The sequence below is a fragment of the Burkholderia sp. SJZ089 genome (assembly GCF_007828315.1).
Taxonomy (GTDB): domain Bacteria; phylum Pseudomonadota; class Gammaproteobacteria; order Burkholderiales; family Burkholderiaceae; genus Burkholderia; species Burkholderia gladioli.
Window position 1 is genome coordinate 66,674 of record NZ_VIUM01000021.1, and the last position, 19,654, is coordinate 86,327.

Here is a 19,654-nt window from a genome sequence, read left to right on the forward strand (position 1 = left end):
GGGAAGCAGAAAAGCCGGCCGCCGCGTGGCGGCCGGCCAGCCGCCACGATACCGCAATCCCGCTTCATTGACGCACTAATGTTTTAGTGTTTTAATCCGCCCCAGCTCGAGGCGAACACCCGTCGCGGGCGCAACGAATACGAACGAGAACATCCAGGAGACAGCCGTGGACACTGCGAAGCATTGCGCCGCGCCGGGCGCGCTCGCGCCGATATCGGCCGCACCGCTGGCGCGGGCGGTGGCGAAGATCGAGCGCCGCGTGCTGCCGCTGTTCGTGATCATGTTCATCGTCAACTACATCGACCGCGTGAACATCGGCTTCGTGCGCGAGCACCTGGCGGCCGACGTCGGCATCGGCACGGCCGCCTACGGGCTCGGCGCGGGGCTGTTCTTCGTCGGCTACGCGATCTTCGAGGTGCCCTCCAACCTGCTGCTGGCGCGCTTCGGCGCCAAGGCCTGGCTCACGCGGATCATGCTGACCTGGGGCATCGCGGCCACCGCGATGGCCTTCGTGCGCGGCGAGACCTCCTTCTACGTGCTGCGCTTCCTGCTCGGCGTGGCCGAGGCGGGTTTCTTTCCCGGCGTGATCTATTACTTCACGCAATGGCTGCCGGCCGGCGCGCGCGGCAAGGCGATGGCGGTATTCCTGAGCGGCTCGGCGCTGGCCTCGATCCTGGCCGGCCCGGTTTCCGGTGCCTTGCTGGGGCTGGGTGCGATGGCGGGCAGCGGCCTGCACGGCTGGCAGTGGATGTTCGTCATCGAGGGCGCGGCCTCGATCCTGTTGTGCGCGGTGGTGTGGTGCTGGCTCGATTCGCGTCCGGCCGAGGCGCGCTGGCTGGCCGACGAGGAGCGGCGCGCGATCGTCGAGACCATCGCCGCCGAGCAGGCCGCGCGCGAGCGCGAGCAGCCGGCCCATGTCTCGCCGCTCGAGCTGCTGGCCGATCCGCGCATCGCGCTCTACTGCTTCATCTACTTCGCGATCTCGCTGACGATCTACGGCGCCACCTTCTGGCTACCCGGCATCATCCGCAAGATGGGCCACTACAGCGACTTCCAGGTCGGCCTGTTCAATTCGATTCCCTGGCTGGTGTCGATCGTGGCGATGATCGGCTTCGCGCGGCTGGCCGCGCGCCATCCCCACCAGCAGTGGTGGACCTCGGTCGCGCTGCTGATCGCCGCGCTCGGCATGTTGGTCTCCAGCTTCGGCGGCGGGGCCTTCGCCTTCGTCTCGATCTGCTTCGCGGCGGTCGGCTTCAAGGCCGCGTCCTCGCTGTTCTGGCCGATCCCGCAAAACCATCTCGATGCGCGCATCGCCGCCGGCGTGATCGCGCTGATCAATTCGATCGGCAACCTCGGCGGCTTCGTCGCGCCGACCGTGTTCGGGCTGCTCGAGCAGCACACCGGTTCGATCCGCGGCGGCCTCGCGGGCCTGTCGGTCTGCTCGCTGCTGGCCGTGCTCGCCGTCTGGTTCACGCGCGAGCGGCCCCGCCGGCGCGCCGAGCCCCTGTCGCACCGCGCCGGCTGAGCGCCGCCTTCCCCCTTTCCCACCCAGAGATCCGCATGAAGATCACCCGCGTCACCGTCACCCCGATCGCCTTCAAGGACGCGCCGCTGCTGAACGCGGCCGGCATCCACGAGCCCTATGCGCTGCGCTCGATCATCGAGATCGAGACCGATACCGGCCATATCGGCCTGGGCGAGAGCTACGGCGACGCGCCCGCGCTGGCCGTGCTCGATGCGGTGAAGGGCGAACTGGTCGGGCTCGATCCGTTCAAGCTGAACCGGCTGCGCGAGATCGTGCGCGGCGTGGTGGCCAGGCAGGCGCCCGCCAGCGCCGCCGGCGCCGAGCTCGCGCCGGGCTCGCATGCGAGCAAGGCCGTCAGCAATGCCTATTCGGCCTTCGAGGTGGCCTGCCTGGATGCCCAGGCGCGCTACCTGAACGCGCCGCTGGTGGACCTGCTCGGCGGCGCGGTGCGTCGCGAGGTGCCGTTCAGCGCCTACCTGTTCTTCAAGTACGCCGAACATATCGACAGCCCCTATGCGCCCGATGCCTGGGGCGAGGCGCTCGACGAGGCGCAGATCGTCGAGCAGGCGCGCCGCATGATCGACGCGCACGGTTTCGAGAGCATCAAGCTGAAGGCCGGCGCGCTCGCGCCCGAGCACGAGGTGGCCTGCATCAAGGCGCTGCGGCGTGCCTTCCCTGCCGCGCCGCTGCGCATCGACCCGAACGGCAACTGGTCGCTCGACACCGCGCTGCGCATGGCCGAGCTGCTCGGCGACGATCTGCAGTACTACGAGGATCCGACGCCGGGACTGGAGGGCATGGCCGAGCTGCACCGGCGCACCGGCATGCCGCTGGCCACCAACATGGTGGTCACCGATTTCGACGAGTTCCGCCGCGGCGTGGCCTTGAACAGCGTGCAGATCGTGCTGGCCGACCATCATTACTGGGGCGGCCTGCGCGACACGCAGCAACTGGCGCGCATGTGCGACAGCTTCGGGATCGGTGTGTCGATGCATTCGAACTCGCACCTCGGCATCAGCCTGATGGCGATGACGCATGTGGCCGCCTCGGTCGAGAACCTCTCCTATGCCTGCGACACGCATTACCCCTGGCAGGAACCCGACGAGGAGGTGGTGCGCGGCGGCAAGCTGCCGATCCGCGGCGGCTGCGTGCAGCTCACCGACGCGCCGGGCCTGGGGCTCGAGATCGATCGCGAGCAACTGCGCAAGCTGCACGAGCTGTACCTGGGCTGCGGGATCCGCCAGCGCGACGACGTCGGCCAGATGCGCAAGTACCGGCCCGACTGGAAGAACCTGAAGCCGCGCTACTGAGGCGGGGGCGTCGAGGCAGCCCGCGCGAGGCGGGACGTTCGCGACGGCGCGATAAGGCAGTAACCGGCAGTAACCGGCAACAACAGGCAACAACAGGCAGCAACGGCGGCAACGGCGGCAAGCGGCGAGGGCGAGTCATGCGCCCCGTCGCGCGTCATGCGCGCGGGCGCGGATCGAACACCAACATGGAGACAGACGTGAACCTACCGAATCCGGGTGCCGCGGGCCGGCCCTCGACGCGCTACCGCTGGACCATCTGCGCGATGATGCTGTTCGCCACCACCATCAACTACATGGACCGGCAGACGCTGGGCCTGCTCGCGCCGCTGATGCAGGCCGACATCGGCTGGAGCCAGGTGCAGTACGCGCAGACCGTGATGATCTTCACGGCCGCCTACGCGCTGGGGCTGATGCTGTTCGGGCGGCTCGCCGATCGCGTCTCGACGCGGCTGGTCTATGGCGGCGCGATGGCGATGTGGAGCGCGGCCGCCATGCTGCACGCGCTGGCCGCCAGCGTGCCGGGTTTCGCCGCGGTGCGCGGGCTGCTCGGCTTCGCCGAGGCCTCGAACTTCCCGGTCGCGCTGCGCACCACCGCGATCTGGTTTCCGAAGGCGGAGCGGGCTCTGGCCACCGGCATCTGGAACATGGGCGCCACCGTGGGCGGGGTGGTCGCGCCGGCCGTGATCCCGATCATGGCCGTGCTGTGGGGCTGGCGCGCCAGCTTCGCGGTGAGCGGGGCGGTCGGCTTCGTCTGGCTGGCCGCCTGGTGGCGCATCTATCGCGCGCCGGCCGAGCATCCGCGCGTGGCGCCTGACGAGCTCGCCCACATCGACGCCGATGCCGGCGGCGAGCCCGAGCCGCGCCGGGTCGGCTGGCTGGCGGTGCTGCGCCACCGCGAGGCCTGGGCCTTCATGGTCGGCAAGCTGCTGACCGATCCGATCTGGTGGTTCTACCTGTTCTGGCTGCCGAAGTGGCTCAACGAGGCCAACGGCATCGACATGCAGCACATGGGGCCGCCGCTGATCCTGATCTACGCGATGGCCTGCGGCGGTAGCGTGCTGGGCGGCTGGGCCTCGTCGCGGCTGGTCGCGCGCACCGGCCGCGTGAACTTCGCGCGCAAGCTGACGATGGGCGTGTGCGCGCTGTGCGTCACGCCGATCGGCCTGCTCTCGCAGTTCCATGCGCTGTGGTTCTCGGTGCTGGCGGTCGGCCTGGCGGCGGCCGCGCACCAGGGCTGGTCGGCCAATCTCGTCACCACCGTCTCCGACGTGTTTCCGCGGCGCGCGGTCGGCACCGTGATCGGCATCGGCGGCACGATGGGCATGCTCGGCTCCTTCCTGTTCTCGGGCGTGATCGGCGAGACCCTGCAGCGCACCGGGCAGTACTGGGCGCTGTTCGCGATCGGCGCGCTGGCCTACCTGGTGGCGCTCGCGATCATGCACGTGCTGATGCCGCGCATGAAGCCGGTGCGGCTGGCCGCGACGGAGCCCGCCGAAGGCGTGCGGCTGCCTGGCTGAGGGCCGGCGCGATCCGTTTTCGCGCGAGCGCTCAGCGGCCGAACTGCCGCTGCAGGATGTCCTCGAGCCGGGCCGCGGTGATCTCGCCCACATGCGATTCGACCAGGCGCCCGCGGGCGTCGAAGAACAGCGTGGTGGGCAGGCCGCGCGAGCCGTAGACGCGCATCGCGTCGCGTCGCGGATCGAGCATCACCTCGTTGAAGCGCAGGCCCATCCGCGAGAGAAAGCCGCGCACCGTCGAGGCGTCCTCGCCCTGGTTGAGCATCAGCACCGTGAGCTCGGGATGGGCCGCCTGCGCCTGCGCGAGCACCGGCATTTCGCGGCGGCAGGGCGGGCACCAGCTCGCCCACAGATTCAGGATCACCGGCTTGCCGGCAAAACGGCTCGGCGCCACCGGCTTGGCGTCGAGCGTGCTGATCGCCAGCGTGTCCAGCGGCGGCGCATTGTCCCGGATGCTGCCCAGCCCCCCCTGCGCGATGCCCCACGCGGCCAGGCCGACCAGCAGGCCGCCCAGCACCGGGCGGCGCGCCGCCGGCCGGCGCCGCAGGCGCCAGGCAAGCAGGGCCAGCGCCGCGGCCAGCCCGGCCCAGGCCGAGAATCCGCCGTCGCCGATCGCGACGATCGAGGCCGGTGCCGCCGCGTATTGCGGCCACCAGCGCAGCACATAGGCCAGGCGCGCGGCCAGCAGGCCGACCAGCAGGGCGTCGACCAGCAGGCTCGGCGCGCGCCGGTCGGCCTCGCCCGGCAGGACACGTGCCAGGCCCAGGGCGATCAGCCATGCCAGCAGCGCTGCCGCGGCCAGCGCCGCCACCTGTACCGAGAAGGGACCAATACTCGTCATCGAATCAAGTTGCCGTCGGGTTGTCGAGGCAAGGTCGGCGCGACGGGATAAATAAACAGGTGAATGATCCGGTGCGTGATGCGGCCGACGATGCGGCCCGCATAATCGCGCATCGCATCGTCGGCGCGATTAACCGGCGGCCGTGCCGCGCGCACGCTTTCGGCGCGACGTATTTTCACGACATCGAGACGCCGCGCCCTGGAGTTTCAACTCTAGATAATCGCGCCGATTGAGCTGCGATTTTCAAATATCCATCCACATCCGATAAAACTGCACATCGGGCTTGGTCGGTAATGACAGCACCTGGGGATCGCTGGTAAACCCCAATCCTTCATAAAACCCCTTCGCCGTTTCTCGCGCGGTGCACCACAGGGTCCGGCCGCCGCGCCCGCGCGCATGCTCGGCGCACAGCCGCACCAGCACGCGGCCGAAGCCGAAACCGCGCAGCGCCTCGTCGATCGCCATGCCCCTCAGGCGCCAGCCGTCGCGCGGCAGGTCGGGGCAATCCTCGCGACATACCGAGGCCACGCCCACCAACTGCTCGCCGCGCCGGATTCCTAAATGCAGCGTATCCGCTCCGAGATCGCCGGACAGCCGGGAGGCGATCTCATCGCCGTCGAGCAGCAGTCGCGCGCGCAGCGGATACACCTGATCCGCGCTAACCGTAAGAATTTCAAATATCGGAGCGTGAGTATTCATTGAGAATCGGGGAGCAAAAAGATGCCTTCGTAGTCGTTATTCGATTCGTCACATCTGACGGTTGATCGGCGCTGGCGGTAGAGGTATCCTCAGCGCGGGCCGATTGCGAGTTTAGCAATGACAACACTGCGATCACAGAATGGAAGAAAAAACAAATTCCGATGCTGACCACGCCTACGACGAAATTCGAACACGAATTCTCGACGGCAGGCTGGAACCAGGGCAAAAAATTTCACATCGCGGGTTGGCAAGCAAGCTCGGAATCGGGCAGATGCCGGTCAGGAGCGCGTTGCAGCGGCTTGCCGCGGAGAACCTCGTCACCGTGTTCGACAAGCGGGGGACCTTCGTCAACGATCCGACGCGCGACGATCTCCAGCAGATCTACGAGGTTCGCCTCGCGCTGGAGAGCACGGCGGCCTACCTGGCGGCAGCCCGCGGGCCGACGCTGGCGATGTCGGCATCGGTGGAGCGCATGGAGCGGCTGATCGAGAGCGGTGACACCGACATCATGGCCGAGCAGCGCATCGGCTGGGTGTTTCACCAGGAGCTGTTCCTGGCCGCGCGCAACGAGCGGTTGCATAACTTCTATAAATTGCTGAGAGCACAGACGCTTGCATTGAACGAGTTGCCACGCCAGGACATCGAGACCGTCCGGCGCGGCACCGTGGAGCACCTGGCGATCTATGCCGCGATCCGCGACGGGCAGCCCGAGGCGGCCCGCACGCATATGTGGCATCACATCGTCGACGGTACCCCTGCAAGAATCAAATTAATCCGGGCCAAAAATGAGTCAAAAGAATAGCAGGACCTCGCTTCCCCTGTTGATGATCGTGGCGCTGATCCTCGGCGCGATCGCGGGCGTGGCGGCGCCGCGTTTCGCGGCCGACGTCGGCTTCCTGTCGACCATGTTCGGCCACGCCATCAAGATGGTGGTGATGCCGCTGATCCTGTTGTCCGTGACGGTCGGGAGCTACCGCGCGGTCGAGCAGCGACGCAATCTCGGGCGCACCGCGCTCATCACCATCCTGTTCTTCATCGTCATGACCCTGGTGTCGAGCTCGCTCGGGCTCGGCCTCAACTGGATCTTCCGCCCGGGCCTGGGCGCGCCGCTGACCGAATCGGGCGCGCTGCCCGAGCACCTCGCCTCGAGCATCGACTGGGTCAAGTTCATCACCGACCTGATCCCGCAGAACCTGGTGGCCGCGCTGTCCTCGGGCAACGCGATTCCGGTGCTGGTGTTCGGCGTGCTGCTGGGCACCGCGCTGGGCGCCACCGGCGAGGCCGGGCGTCCCGCCATCAACCTGTTCGCCTCGCTGCTCGCCGGCCTGTTCAAGATGGTCGAGTGGATCGTCGCGCTCTCGCCGCTGGCGATCTTCGCGGCCGTCGCGGGCCTGATGAGCAGCCGCGGCGTGTCGGGCCTGATGCCGCTGGTCAAGCTGCTCGGCATCTCCTACCTCGGCATGCTGATCCTCGGCCTGCTGCTCAGCGCGATCGTGGTCGCCGCCGGCCAGCGGCCGCTGGCCGTGATCCGCAAGGTCAGCGAGCCGCTGATCCTCGCCTTCACCACGCGCTCCTCGGAAATCACCTACCCGGTGCACCTGAAGAAGCTGACCGAGATGGGCGTGCCGCAGTCGGTGGCCTCCACCATCCTGCCGCTGTCCTACATCTTCAACCGCGACGGCGCCGTGCTCTATACGGCGCTCGCGGTCGGCTACCTGGCCGATGCCTATCACGTGGCCTGGAGCTGGCCGCTCGCGCTGACCATCCTGGTGCTGACCATCATCACCATCGACGGCGCGGCGAACGTGCCCTCGGGGGCGATCGTGGCGATCACCATCGTGCTGGCCGCGATCGGCCTGCCGGCCGAGGCGGTGCTGCTGATCCTCGGCGTCGACGCCTTCTTCGACATGGGCCGCACCGCGCTGAACGTCTATGCCAGCACGGTGGCGATGACGGTGTCGCTGCGCCTGACCCGCAGCGAGGACCGGGCCGCCGCCGACGAGCTGGACGGCGGGGCGAGCCTGCGTACCTGAGCCGGCACGATGCCATGACACGAGAGGCGCCGCGGGCCACCAGCCCGGCGGCGCGAGCAGGGCAGCATCAGGCAGTCGAAGTTGCGGCACGGCGTCCTTTCCGATCGGAGAGGATGCCCCTGGTCCATTGAAGCGATCGCGCAAGCTGCGATCACAGATTTTGCAAGCGACAAGGGCAGGCTGGAGCGGAAAACCGTCTATCCATGACGTGGCGGGTTCGATCGAGGGCGCCATCGGCGCACGAACCCCGGCACACACCTAGAGAGCCTTCGTATGAGTGTTTTCTCAAGACCCGGCAAGACCGACGGCAGGCCCGGCCTGCCGACTCCCTCCGATGGCGTGCTGTGCGCGCAGACGCATGCCGGCGCATTCGGCTTGCGTGCCGGCGTGCTGTCGATCGCGGCGCCAGCCCTGTCGCATGAAGCATCCGAATACGACTGCTTCGCGTTGTTCGACGAGCTCGAATGCGCGCCGCATCGCGAGGCCCTGCGCGAGATCGTCTCGCGCCTGGTCCGGCTGCTCGGCGCCGAACGTTTCGCCTTCCTGCTGGTTCCGGCGGAAGGCGAGCCGCCGCGGCTGGGCGACGAGGAGGTGCTGACCGATGCCGCTCCGGCCTGGCTGGACAGCTATCGCGCGCGCGGCTGGTTCGAGACGGATCCCGGCATCGCCTATGCGCGGCGCAACTCGGCGCCCACCGGCGCGGCCGCCATCGCGCCGCGCGCGGACGGCCCCTGCGCGCTGGGCGAGCACGACGCGGCGCATGGCTTTCGCGCCAAGCTGATCGCGCCGGCCCACCTGCCGACGCCGGGCTTGGGCGGGGTACTCTACGTCGGCCTCGACGCGAGAGCGGGCGAGGGCGAGGCCGCCTTGCACGGCAAGCGCATCCTCTATCGGTTGATCGCCAGCGAACTGCTCGACTGGCATGCACGGCAACAGCGTTCCGACGCGGCCCGCTCGCTCGCGCTGACCGAACGCGAGACCGGCATCCTCAGGCTGCTGCGCAGCGGCTGCACCGCCCACGATATCGCCGGGCAATTGTGCGTGGCGGTGCCCACCGTATATGGCTATTACAAGCGGCTTAACGAAAAATTTTCCGTTAATCACATTTCGCTGACAGTAAAACGCGCCGCAACACTCGGCTTATTGGATATGTAATTGGATTGAATGCGGCTCGATGGCGATCATCGTCGAGAACGAAATGCCCCGATATCACTCGGGCCGCACGATTAATCTAGTGCCGGGAAATGGCGGATGCTAGGATATGTCCGCATTCCCGCTACAGGGCCGGAAACGGCGCATGGGCCGCACCGCGGCGCCAGTCCTGGCGCGTGCCGGCCTGGACTCGATGCTGCAATTGTTGCACTGCCGGTTCATCTTTCATGCGGTGATCGGACAATGATAAATCGAACTGTCGTCGATAACAAAATGCCGTCTATCGCGAATGAAAGGCGCGGATTGCATAATCCCCGCATTCATTCCGCGATGTTGAAAAACCGGAATTCCTTCAACTCGCGGCAGATGCCGCGATCTGGCTCGGCCGCCGCGCGTTTCGATTCGCGGCGTCGTTTCGATATCGGGAGGGCGATGGAAACTCCATTGGGCGAACCGCGCCGCAGCCGGGCCGTGACGTTCGAGAAATACCTGCTCGGGGCGAGTGCCCTGCTGGTGGCCTGCGCGGTGGCGCTGGCCATCTTCGTCAGCTGAACCACGGCGCGAGCGGCACATCGGGCAGGACAGGGCAGACAGGACGGCTCCGCGCGCGGGGCCGGTTAGCGCGGCCGCGGCATCGCGCCGGGCGCGCGGCATGCATCACGGGAGCAAGACCAGATGAACGGGCAGTATCGAGACGGCACGCAGCGGCGCGAGCGAACCGCAGCCGCGGCGGGCGCGGGCAGGATGAGCAGGGACGAGATGCGGATCGACGTGCTGTCCGGCCGGGTCCATGCCCAGGAGATCCTGCTCAAGGCGATGCTGGACCAGTGCAGCGATCGCGAGGGCCTGCTGCGCCAGCTCGACAGCGAGGCCGAGCAGCGGAGCGTCGCGCTGCGCGACAGCGATTGCTCGCTGCTGATGTACGCGGCCTTCATCGAGCACACCGCCGCGCTGCGCGAGACGATCTCGGCCGAGCAAGCCTGCGTCGGCGGCGGCTGATCCCGATTTCCACGTTGTCCCGTTCCCATTCCCGTCGCGCTCCTGCGCGACGCGGCATCATCGATCCGCCTCACCAGCGCAGGTACCTGGGCGCCAGCGCGGCACCGAGCGCGCTGGTCAGGCCGATCGCCAGCGCATAGGCCAGCCCCCAGAGCGACAGCGCGCCGTCGGCCCCATACAGCGAATCCACCAGCAGGCCCTGCGCACCGGCCAGCAGCCCGGCGCCCGCGCCGGCCAGCGCCAGGCGCGTGGGCGCCAGCCCCTTCAAGGCATGCATCGCGGCGGCCAGCGGCGGCAGCGACAGCAGCACCAGGTTCCCGACCGCGAGCGGCCAGCAGTCGGCCAGCATCAATTGCAGCCGGTAGCCGGGCGGCGTCGCCAGCAGCAGGCCGATGCCGGCCAGCGCCATCACCGCCAGCGGCAGCGCCGCGGCGAACCAGGCCAGGCGCGTGGGCGCGCCGGGCCGGCCGAGGCGCTCGGTCAACTGCACCGCCGCCACCATGATCGCCAGCGGGAACGCCAGCCGGATCCAGAAGGCCGCGCTCAGCAGCACTTGCGGCATGTCGCTGCGGATGCCGTAGAGCGCGACCAGCAGCGCGATGCTGCCGGCCAGGCCGCCCAGCAGGGCGCGCCCGATCCGGCGCGTCACGCGGTCGGGCTCGACCGGTCCGGCATCGGCGGCGAGCCGCGCGACCAGTTGGCGGGTTTTCATCGGAGCATCTCGTCGGGCGGCCGGCCGTCACGCCGTATCAGTCGCGCGGCGAACGATCGCCGAGCAGATGGTCGATCGAGATCCGGCCCGGCCCCCAGGCTGCGATGCCGAGCGCCATCGCGGCCCAGGTCAGGTGCACCGGCCAGCCGTCGGGCACGGTCAGCTCGACGATGCAGGTCATCAGCAGCAGGCCGATCGCCGCGAAGCGCGTGCCGAGGCCGAGCACCAGCAGCACCGGCAACAGCACCTCGCCGCATCCGGACAGGAAGGCGAACAGGGCCGGCGCCGGGAACGGATAGGGGCCGCCGGGCAGGTGCAATTGGAATTCGCTGGTGAACAGCTCGATCGCCGTGTCGTTGAGCTGCAGGAAACCGTTCCATTTCAGGATCCCCGATTTCCAGAACGGCACCGCCAGGGCCAGGCGCAGCACCAGCTGGACCAGCCAGGGGCGGGCCAGCCATTGCACCGCGCGGCGCGCGCGGCCGACCAGCACGGCGGCGCAGGCCAGCGGCGAGCGCTTCAGGGTTCGGGCGTCGGACATCATGATCAGTCTCCGAGGTGGGCGGCGCTGAACACGCCGGCGTCGAGCATGCCGCCGAGATGGGCGGACAGCTCGAACGCGGGTTGGGTTTGCATGGCGAGCGCGAGCGCCTCGCCGAGCGTGGCGCCGTCGATCAGGCTGCCGAGGAATTCGGCGCCGCCGGCCGGCAGGCGCGTGACGATCACCTTTAGGCCGGGACGCGTGACGAGCGCGTCTTCCGCCTCGCTGGCATCGAGCGTGCGCAGCGGTGCGTCGCCCCGGTTCATCGCGAAGATCGCCAGCGCCGAATAGGGCGAGCGCACCATGCGCGTGGCCGGATGCGGCGTGAAGCGCAGCTCGGCCAGCCGCTCCGGTGCGAAGGCGGCGAAGTCCTGCGCCGACAGCGGTTCGGCATCGGCCGCGTGATAGGCGTCGAGCCAGGCGCGCTCGATGCGTGCCGTGTCGGCGAGCCAGGGCATCGCGCGCGCATGCTCGTAGCGCTCAATGAAGGCCGGGAAGTCGCGGCCGTATTCGAACAACAGGGGCGAGACGGGCGGCGTCTCGCGCAGATGGAAGCGCGCCATGGCGCGGAAGAATTCGGTGCCGGTGATGCGTTGCACGGCCGGGTAGATCGCGGCGAGCGCATCGATCAGGCTGACCGTGACGTTGTTGCGATAGACGTCGTAGCGTTTCGCGACCCGCTTGCCTCGATGCGCGACCACCTCGGCCGGCGCGTCGACGCGAGGGTCGATCAGGCCCGGTGCGAATGCCGAAGCATAGTTATCCATATCGATCTCAGTACGCATGATCGGCTGCCTCGTGGTGGGCACGGGCCGGTTCGGAACGCGGCGCGAGCGCGAGCTGGATGCGCCGTGCCTCGAGCGCCTGCGCGTGCAGCGTCGGCCAGTCGGGCAGCGCGCTGTCCCATTCGATCAGCGTCGGGATCGGGCCGGTGCGCGCGATCAGGTCGGCATAGAGCTGCCAGAGCGCATCGGCGATCGGGCGATCGTGGCTGTCGATCAGCAGCGCCTCGCCTTCGTCGTCGCGCTGCTCGGTATGGCCGGCCAGGTGGATCTCGCCGACCCGCTCGATCGGGAACTCGGCGAGATAGGCCTCGGCCGAGCCGCCGTGATTGGTCGCGGACACGAACACGTTGTTGAGGTCGAGCAGCAGGCCGCAGCCGCTGCGTCGCGCCACTTCGCGGATGAATTCGGTCTCGCTGAAGCTCGATTGCGCGAAGGCCACGTAGGTCGAGGGATTCTCGAGCAGGATGGCGCGGCCGATCGCGTTCTGCACCTGGTCGAGGTGATCGCAGACGCGCTCGAGCGTGGCCTTCGTGTAGGGCAGCGGCAGCAGGTCGTTGAAGAACGCGCCGCCATGCGAGGACCAGGCCAGGTGCTCGGAAACCAGCGCGGGCTGGTAGCGCCGCAGCACCTCGCCGAAGCGCGCGAGATGCGTGGCGTCGAGCGGGGCCGGGCCGCCGATCGACATGCACACGCCATGCACCGACAGCGCATGGCGCTCGCGCACGGCGGTCAGCCAGCGATGGGGCGGGCCGCCCGCGCCCATGTAGTTCTCGGCGTGGACTTCGAAGAATGCGTCGTGCAGGGTTTCGTCGAGGATCTCGGCGATGTGCTGGCTCTTGAGGCTGGTGCCGGCCAGCAGGCCCGCCTGCGCGGCGGCCGGCTGGAGACGGCTGGGCTCGTGGCCTGCCGGGCTGAGGAACTCCATCATGCTCGTCTCCTGGGCCGCCGGCGGCGATCAGGACTTGATCGGCGTGGTCGAGCCGTGGCCGCCGCCCGGCGTCACGATGCTGGTGCAGGTGCCGCCCTGCACGAACTTCCACGAGTTGCCCTGGAAGTCGACCGTCGAGGTGCCCTGGCACGTCGTGCCGGGACCTGCCGCGCAATCGTTCTGGCCTTTGAGCGCCACGCCGTAGCACTTCTCCTTGTGGGCCGCGATGGCCGCGCCTTCCTCGGCCTTGGTGAGCGGGGCGGCATGGGCGACCGAGGCGAGCAGGCTCGCGACGGCACCGAGGACGAGGGCGGAATGGATCGATTGCTTTGCCGACATGGTGATTCTCCTGATGGGTAGGTGAGTGATACCCGCAGCGGGTACGACAGTGAGTTCGACGCATGAGGGCTGGCGGTTACAGCGCGGGGAAGGTTTTTTTGCGAGCCGCGGTCGAGGCGGGGAAGACGGCGGGGAATACGCCGGGAAAGCGGACCACGGCGCAGGCGCAACGAGCAAGGTGGAAGAGCGGGCGGCCTGGCCGCCTCAGACGATGCGCCAGCGTTCGCGCATCGTCAGCGCGATCTCGCGCACGGCCGGCTCCTGGAGCAGGCTCATGTGATTGCCGCGCATCACGGCGAACTCCACGTGCTCGACCAGCGCGCTCCAGCCGAACGCGCCCGGCATGGGGCCGCCCTCGCCGCCGTCATGCGCGACGATCACGATGGCTTCACCGTCGAGGCGCCCGCGTGCGACATGGCAGGAGCGCAGTTGCGCCTCGAAGGTACGCAGCATCGGCGCGATGGCGGCGTCCCGATGGGCACCCGCGGCGGGCGGCAACAGGGCGGCGTCGCGCATCAGGCTGCCGACGAAGGCGAGCCGCGCCTCGAAATCGCTCGCGGCGGCGGCTTCGATCGTTGCGTCGTCGAGCTGGAACGACAGCCCCGAGGATTGCTCCAGCAGGCGCACCAGGGTGCGAAGGATATCGGCAGGGCTTGGCTCGGGTGCGAGCGGCAGGATCGGCGGCGGCGGCGAATCGAGCAGCACCAGCGGCGCGCAGCGGCGCCCCAGCCGTTCGAGCTGCCGCGCCGTCTCGAGCGCGATCCAGCCGCCGAACGAGTGCGCGACGATCCTCACCGGGCCTTGCGGGCATAGCGCCAGGATCGATTGCAGATGGCGGCGCGCGGCATCCTCGACGCTGGTTTCGGGCGCCTGTCGTGGGTCGAGGCCGCGTACCTGCAAGCCATGGATCGGCACGCCGGGGCCGAGCGCGGTGGCGAGTGCCACGAAGCTGGCCGCGCTGGCGCCGGCGCCCGGCAGGCAGAACACGGGCGGCTGCGCGTGTCGCCCCGCCTGGATCGGAATCGGCGCGGGCTCGTCCTGGCCGGTAACACGGGCCCGTGCTTGCACGACGCCGCAGAGATACGTCGCCATGCCTGCGGGCGTCGGCGCGGCGAGCAATGCGCCGAGCGGGATCGAGACGTCCAGCCGATCGCGAACCTGCATGGCGATCCGCAGGGCCTGCAACGCGCGTTGCTCGGGCGCTTCGCTGCCGAGCAGGTCGGCATGCAGGCCGTTCGAGGCCAGGCCGGTCGCCTCGGCGGCCAGCGCGGCGAGCTGGGCGCGCAGCGCCGTATCCGTGTCGACGTCGGCATCGCCCGCTTCGGTGCTTGCGGGTGCGCAGGCCTCGATCTCATGCCACGGGGCGGGGCGCAACGCGGCGGGGAGGGGCTCGATCCGTTGAAACACGGCCAGCCCGGCGCCGGGATCGTCGGCGACGGCCTCGCGCAGGAAGGTTGCGAGCGCATCGAGTCCGATAGCGAGCGGCGAGGCCAGCAACTGCAACCGCCATGGCCGCGCACCGGGCAGGCGCGCAATCACGGCATGCAACAGCGGCGGCCGTTGCGGATCGATCTGCATGCCGGGCAGGGCTGCCAGCGCCGTTAACTGCGCCTCGCCGTCGACGCCGGCCGCCAGCCGGGCGGTATGAACCCGCAACGTCGCCTCGCGCAGCGTGAAGCGCATCGGCCGCGAAGGCAGCGCCCAGGCCACGCCGCTGCGCAAGGCCGTATTGCCGTCGATCGCGCGCTGCAGCGACGCCAGGCAGGCATCGAGCCGCGCACGCGAGGCGAACGCCAGCGTCAGCGACGATGGACGTCCTTCGCCGCCTGGATCCAGCAAGCTGGCCATCAGGCGCGATCGTTGCATTTCTTCCAGCGGTGCCGTGCTTTCCAGCTCGCCGATGCCGCCGGCCAGCACGGCGATCGCGTCTCGCGTCCCGGCCTCGGGCGCGCGGGCGGCCCGATGAGAAGCCGCGCCGGGCGTATCGCCGGCGCTTTCGGCGTGGTTCGGCGACGGCGTCGTCGGCGCTTCCTTCGGTCGTTCCTGTTCGTGCAACATTGTCGTTCCGGGTTGCGTTTGTGGAAACGCGGATGGTGCCCATGAGGCGATTCGCGAAACATCCCGCATCAATCGCCTAATTCGTGATCCGCTTCGCAATAAATAAAAAATGAATAATCGCCGCGTTCAATCATAGCTTTTTGACTTCGCCGATCCGAATCGGAATGAATAAAAAAAGAAATCAATTGGGATTCGGGGTGGCGGTCGGGTACGGTGGTCAATAAATGAAGCGGCAATGCCAGGTAATAATTTCGCGCGCCGCCGGCATTAAGTGACGATATCGAAATTTCCCGGAATGAGCGATGGCGATAAGAAAACGATCGTCTTGATCGCGTCAAGGCTCGATAACACAAAGAATGTCAATATGAAAAATGCCTTTCAAATCATGCCCCAGCCTGTAAGGCCGGCTCGAGCGACCTGGCTGAATCCACGCCGGCAAAGGGATGTGGGGCGATGGCGGCAACCCGGCATGTAAGCTTCGCGCCGGCGCGACCGCGCGCGTGGTATCACGTTTCCCGTATGCCGGCCAGTGTCGGCGCGATGTAAGTTTTTCCACCGTCAGAATCGGCAGGTTCGATTCATTTATTTACGCTTCAAAACTTTTTCAATTGATATCGGATCGTTTTCTGATTTAACTCAAAATGACTCGTTATTTGAATAAGTCTTGACACTCGTAAGGCGGATGCCTCAGTCTTTGCGCTCATTGGAGCCGGGAATGAATCGACATTATGTTTTTCGGGTGATTTTGTTGACCAATCCGAATTGACCAGGTGGCGGCGCATTTCGATAGCTCCTGACGGGGCAGGCGGCTTCTGCATTCGCGCGACGCGGCCCGGCCGCGATCGCGGCGAAGTTCGGCGCTTCACATTGCCTTTCCAGGGGAACAGCCATGGATGACGATTTGTATTTTGTAGTGCGAAACAGCGAGGGGCAGTACTCGGTATGGCTCGACGGACGCAACCTGCCTGCCGGCTGGGAGACGGTCGGCGAACCCGCCAGCAAGCAGGCCTGCCTGCAGCGGATCGAGCAACTTTGGACGGACATGGTGCCCGCCAGCGTCCGCGAACACCTCAACCAACATTCGGGATCGGAAATTGACCATGCCGTTCGATGAAATCCTGTCCGTCGACACCTTGCACCAGCCCAAGGTCTCGGACTTCCGCAAGCACTACCTGAACAAGGACCGCCCGGTGAAGATCGCGGGCGCGCTGGGCGGCTGGCCCGCCATGCAGAAGTGGTCGCTCGACTACTTCGAGAAGAACTTCGGCGAGGAGACGATCGGCGTCGAGAGCTTCCAGCCGCACGAGCGCGGGCCGGGCAACAACAGCCCGCAGGGCTACGTGAAGTACCTGCGCTTCCAGGAGATGAAGCTCAGGGAACTGATCGCGATCCTGCGCGAGAAGCCGGACCACATGTACTACATGGCCTCGCACCCGTTCCGCAAGACCTTCCCGAACCTGCGCGCCGACCTGGTCCAGCACCCGTACATCAAGGGGCATATCGAGCACATCCCCGGCGCGCACATGGACTCGTACCTGTGGATCGGGCCGGCCGGCACGCACACGCCGACCCACACCGATCCGATGCCGAACTTCCTGACCCAGATCGTCGGCCGCAAGATGGTCTGGCTGTTCCCGCCCGAGCAGGCCAAGTCGCATCTCTACATCGGCGAGTTCGAGCGCGAGACCTTCAGCCCGGTCGACATCGAGAACCCCGATTTCCAGCGCTTCCCGAAGCTGCGCGAGGCCACGCCCTATCGCGTGATCATCGAGCCGGGCGAGTCGCTGCACATTCCGCGCAACTGGTGCCACTGCGTGATCTCGATGGACGTGTCGATCTCGATCAGCTCGTTCTTCATCACCTATCCGCAACTGTTCAGCCTGGTGCCGGAGTTCTTCGGCGAGTACATCAAGCGTGCGATCGAGGGCTGGCGCTGGAAGGGCATGCGCAACGAGCGCGCCGGCCTCAACCCGCCGCCGCGCTGAGCCCGACGTGCCAGGCAGCCAGGCAGCGATTCCCAACCCACCCGGCAAGGATCACACCGTGAGCGATGGAGCAGTGAAGGAGCGGGCAGCAGGCGTGCGCACGGCGACAGCCGTCGAGGCCGTCTGCCTCGCGTTCAACGAGAACCCGGCGCCGGTCGAGGCGGCGGTGGTGGCGGCCATCACCGCCGCCGCCTCGCGCGTCAACCGCTATCCGTTCGAGGACGAACCGCGCGTGATGCGCCGGCTCGCCGAGCACTTCGACTGCCCGGAAGCGAACCTGATGCTGGTGCGCGGCATCGACGAGTGTTTCGACCGGCTCTGCGAGGCGTTTCCCGGCATGCGCCAGGTCAGCGCCTGGCCCGGTTTCGACGGCTATCGCGGGCGGATCGGCGTGTATGGCCTGCCGCACTTCGAGCTGGGGCTGACCGAGTCGCTGCAACTGGACCCGGCCGACCTGGCCCGGCTCACGCGCGAGGATTTCGTCACGCTCGCCAGCCCCTCGAACCCGACCAGCCTGCTGCTGGGCGAGGACGAACTGGCAACGCTGCGCGCGCGCGCCGGCAAGCTGCTGATCGACGAGACCTACGTCGACTACTCGACGCGGCGGCGCCAGCGGCCCGCCTTCGGCGAGCACGAGTACGTGTTCCGCTCGTTCTCGAAGTCCTACGGGCTGGCCGGGCTGCGGCTGGGCGTGCTGTTCGGGCCGGCCGAGGCGATCGCGTCGATGAAGCGCCGCCAGTGGTTCAGCAATGTCGGCACGCTCGAGCTGAACGCGCTCGCGGCCGTGCTCGACCACGACCAGGCCCGCGACGCGCACGTGGCGTCGATCCTGGCCGAGCGCGCTCGCGTGAGCGAGGCGCTGCGCGCGCTCGGCTACCGCGTGGTGCCCTCCGAGGCGAACTTCGTGCTGGTCGCCAACCCGGCCGGCGCGCGCACGCTGGCCTGGCTGGCCGGGCAGGGCGTGCAGGTGAAGGACGCCGCGCAGTTCGGCCTGGCCGGCCACCTGCGCGTCAGCATCGGCCTCGCTCACGAGAACGATCGTCTGCTGGCCGCGCTCGGCAGCTTCCCCGAAGCCGCCGGCTTTTCCGAATCCGTTTCCATCCAAGGTGAATTCCATGACTGAAGCAACGCTCGAACGCGCCGACGTGCGCGACGCCGAACCGACCGTCGAGGCCATCCTCGACTCGACCTGGTTCCAGCCGGAACAGTTCAAGACGCTCGACTACGTGAAGGGTTTCGTCGGCGCCAAGGTGATCTTCCAGATGCTGCAGCTCGGCGTGTTCGACGACCTGCTGGCGGGCAAGTCGCTCGCGCAGATCGCCGAGGGCCGCAAGATGGACGCGTACCTGCTGCGCACCGTCTTCGAATACCTCGCCGTCGAGGGGCTGCTGGTGAAGGAGGGCGAGGGGCGCGATCCGCAGGCGAGCTTCCGCCTGTCCGACTACGGCTCGCGCATCAAGCACTACGAGGGCTGGTTCAACATCCTGATCGGCGGCTACGACAGCATCTTCTCGAACGTCGGCGCGATGCTGACCGAGGGCATCGACGGCTACAAGCGCAACGGCCGGCTGGTTGGCGTCGGCAGTTGCCAGATTTCGCAGTACGACACGATTCCGATCACCAAGGCCTTCATCGAGTCGGTCAAGCCCGACGCGAAGCAGATCGTCGACTTCGGCTGCGGCAACGCGCAATACCTCTGCACCCTGGTCAAGGAGCTCGGCGCGATCAAGGCGGTCGGCATCGAGCCGGACACCGGCGCCTACGAGGCCGGCCTGCGCCAGGTCGAGTCGATGGGCATGCAGGACCAGATCCGCCTGGTCAATGTCGACGCGCTCGACTACGAGATCGACGAGGCGCCCGACTTCATCCTGTTCGGCTTCGTGCTGCAGGAAATCATCTCGCAGATCGGCCGCCCGGCCTTCATCGAGTACCTGCGCAAGCTCGGCCGCAAGTTCGCCGGCAGCTACCTGATGGTGATGGAGGTCGACTACGACATCGACAACGCGGCCGCCATGCAGGCACCGATGGGACGCGGCTACTACAACCCGTACTTCCTGCTGCATCCGTTCACCAACCAGCTGCTGCTGCCCAAGCGCGAGTGGGACCAGATCTTCGACGAGGCCGGCTACGACATCGTGCGCGACGAGGTGACCAGCGCCAAGGCCGATCCGACCGGCTTCGGCATCTGCTACGTGCTCAAGCACCGCGGCGAGGCCGACTGAGCGACCGG

21 protein-coding genes are annotated in these 19,654 nt (G+C 67.7%); 12 read left to right on the forward strand and 9 right to left on the reverse strand.

Annotated features, from left to right (window positions below; all coding sequences use genetic code 11):
- Positions 1 to 166: 166 nt before the first annotated feature.
- The 3 genes from FB600_RS30715 (at position 167) to FB600_RS30725 (ending at position 4,352) form a co-directional block, all read left to right on the forward strand.
- Positions 167 to 1,525 carry an MFS transporter gene (locus tag FB600_RS30715; protein ID WP_145757909.1) on the forward strand — a complete coding sequence of 453 codons (1,359 nt, stop codon included), beginning with the start codon at positions 167 to 169 and terminating at the stop codon, positions 1,523 to 1,525.
- Between the two features lie 35 nt (positions 1,526 to 1,560).
- Positions 1,561 to 2,835: a glucarate dehydratase family protein gene (locus FB600_RS30720; protein WP_096749261.1), complete on the forward strand. Its 1,275-nt coding sequence runs from the start codon at positions 1,561 to 1,563 to the stop codon at positions 2,833 to 2,835.
- Between the two features lie 185 nt (positions 2,836 to 3,020).
- The gene (locus FB600_RS30725; RefSeq protein WP_096749260.1) at positions 3,021 to 4,352 is read left to right on the forward strand and encodes an MFS transporter; all 1,332 of its coding nucleotides are present in this window, start codon (positions 3,021 to 3,023) and stop codon (positions 4,350 to 4,352) included.
- Positions 4,353 to 4,383: 31 nt separating this feature from the next.
- Here FB600_RS30725 and FB600_RS30730 read toward each other — a convergent pair whose 3' ends face one another.
- From FB600_RS30730 to FB600_RS30740, 3 genes are all read right to left on the reverse strand, one after another.
- Positions 4,384 to 5,193, reverse strand: a complete 810-nt coding sequence (locus FB600_RS30730) for a TlpA family protein disulfide reductase (protein ID WP_145757910.1) — start codon at positions 5,191 to 5,193, stop codon at positions 4,384 to 4,386.
- Positions 5,190 to 5,372 (reverse strand): hypothetical protein, encoded by a 183-nt coding sequence (locus FB600_RS30735; RefSeq protein ID WP_127837622.1) that lies wholly within the window; start codon positions 5,370 to 5,372, stop codon positions 5,190 to 5,192. Before FB600_RS30735 ends, FB600_RS30730 begins: the two co-directional genes overlap by 4 nt.
- Before the next feature lie 64 nt (positions 5,373 to 5,436).
- Positions 5,437 to 5,892: a GNAT family N-acetyltransferase gene (locus FB600_RS30740; RefSeq protein WP_096749258.1), complete on the reverse strand. Its 456-nt coding sequence runs from the start codon at positions 5,890 to 5,892 to the stop codon at positions 5,437 to 5,439.
- A 139-nt stretch (positions 5,893 to 6,031) separates the two neighbouring features.
- Between FB600_RS30740 and FB600_RS30745 the strand changes: the two genes are divergently transcribed.
- The 5 genes from FB600_RS30745 (at position 6,032) to FB600_RS30760 (ending at position 10,076) form a co-directional block, all read left to right on the forward strand.
- Positions 6,032 to 6,694: a GntR family transcriptional regulator gene (locus FB600_RS30745; RefSeq protein WP_013697612.1), complete on the forward strand. Its 663-nt coding sequence runs from the start codon at positions 6,032 to 6,034 to the stop codon at positions 6,692 to 6,694.
- Entirely contained in the window at positions 6,678 to 7,925 is a 1,248-nt protein-coding gene (locus tag FB600_RS30750; RefSeq protein ID WP_096749257.1) for a dicarboxylate/amino acid:cation symporter, read from the forward strand. The genes FB600_RS30745 and FB600_RS30750 overlap by 17 nt, the downstream gene beginning before the upstream one ends.
- Positions 7,926 to 8,198: 273 nt before the next feature.
- On the forward strand, positions 8,199 to 9,080 hold the full coding sequence (locus FB600_RS30755; RefSeq protein ID WP_186083387.1) for an autoinducer binding domain-containing protein: 882 nt from the start codon (positions 8,199 to 8,201) through the stop codon (positions 9,078 to 9,080).
- 270 nt (positions 9,081 to 9,350) lie between these two features.
- Positions 9,351 to 9,629: a hypothetical protein gene (locus tag FB600_RS37375; protein WP_127837621.1), complete on the forward strand. Its 279-nt coding sequence runs from the start codon at positions 9,351 to 9,353 to the stop codon at positions 9,627 to 9,629.
- A gap of 123 nt (positions 9,630 to 9,752) precedes the next feature.
- Positions 9,753 to 10,076, forward strand: coding sequence for a hypothetical protein (locus FB600_RS30760; RefSeq protein ID WP_127837620.1), 324 nt, complete (start codon positions 9,753 to 9,755; stop codon positions 10,074 to 10,076).
- A gap of 70 nt (positions 10,077 to 10,146) precedes the next feature.
- Here the strand turns inward: FB600_RS30760 and FB600_RS30765 are convergent, their stop codons facing one another.
- From FB600_RS30765 to FB600_RS30790, 6 genes are all read right to left on the reverse strand, one after another.
- The gene (locus FB600_RS30765) at positions 10,147 to 10,788 is read right to left on the reverse strand and encodes a DUF1109 domain-containing protein (RefSeq protein WP_096749255.1); all 642 of its coding nucleotides are present in this window, start codon (positions 10,786 to 10,788) and stop codon (positions 10,147 to 10,149) included.
- A gap of 37 nt (positions 10,789 to 10,825) precedes the next feature.
- On the reverse strand, positions 10,826 to 11,329 hold the full coding sequence (locus FB600_RS30770) for a DoxX family protein (protein ID WP_096750626.1): 504 nt from the start codon (positions 11,327 to 11,329) through the stop codon (positions 10,826 to 10,828).
- Positions 11,330 to 11,334: 5 nt separating this feature from the next.
- Positions 11,335 to 12,114: a DNA-binding domain-containing protein gene (locus FB600_RS30775; RefSeq protein ID WP_098154208.1), complete on the reverse strand. Its 780-nt coding sequence runs from the start codon at positions 12,112 to 12,114 to the stop codon at positions 11,335 to 11,337.
- Positions 12,104 to 13,042: a DUF692 domain-containing protein gene (locus FB600_RS30780; protein WP_096749254.1), complete on the reverse strand. Its 939-nt coding sequence runs from the start codon at positions 13,040 to 13,042 to the stop codon at positions 12,104 to 12,106. Before FB600_RS30780 ends, FB600_RS30775 begins: the two co-directional genes overlap by 11 nt.
- Before the next feature lie 27 nt (positions 13,043 to 13,069).
- On the reverse strand, positions 13,070 to 13,381 hold the full coding sequence (locus FB600_RS30785) for a DUF2282 domain-containing protein (protein ID WP_013697620.1): 312 nt from the start codon (positions 13,379 to 13,381) through the stop codon (positions 13,070 to 13,072).
- Between the two features lie 204 nt (positions 13,382 to 13,585).
- Entirely contained in the window at positions 13,586 to 15,439 is a 1,854-nt protein-coding gene (locus tag FB600_RS30790) for an alpha/beta fold hydrolase (RefSeq protein WP_244099358.1), read from the reverse strand.
- 889 nt (positions 15,440 to 16,328) lie between these two features.
- Here FB600_RS30790 and FB600_RS30795 point away from each other — a divergent pair.
- From FB600_RS30795 to FB600_RS30810, 4 genes are read left to right on the forward strand one after another with little or no spacing between them, the layout of a single operon-like run.
- Positions 16,329 to 16,553 carry an MbtH family protein gene (locus FB600_RS30795; RefSeq protein WP_013697622.1) on the forward strand — a complete coding sequence of 75 codons (225 nt, stop codon included), beginning with the start codon at positions 16,329 to 16,331 and terminating at the stop codon, positions 16,551 to 16,553.
- The gene (locus FB600_RS30800) at positions 16,540 to 17,424 is read left to right on the forward strand and encodes a cupin-like domain-containing protein (protein WP_096749252.1); all 885 of its coding nucleotides are present in this window, start codon (positions 16,540 to 16,542) and stop codon (positions 17,422 to 17,424) included. The genes FB600_RS30795 and FB600_RS30800 overlap by 14 nt, the downstream gene beginning before the upstream one ends.
- Positions 17,425 to 17,482: 58 nt before the next feature.
- Positions 17,483 to 18,547, forward strand: coding sequence for a pyridoxal phosphate-dependent aminotransferase (locus FB600_RS30805; RefSeq protein WP_096749251.1), 1,065 nt, complete (start codon positions 17,483 to 17,485; stop codon positions 18,545 to 18,547).
- Positions 18,540 to 19,646 carry a methyltransferase domain-containing protein gene (locus FB600_RS30810; RefSeq protein WP_096749250.1) on the forward strand — a complete coding sequence of 369 codons (1,107 nt, stop codon included), beginning with the start codon at positions 18,540 to 18,542 and terminating at the stop codon, positions 19,644 to 19,646. The genes FB600_RS30805 and FB600_RS30810 overlap by 8 nt, the downstream gene beginning before the upstream one ends.
- Positions 19,647 to 19,654 lie beyond the last annotated feature (8 nt).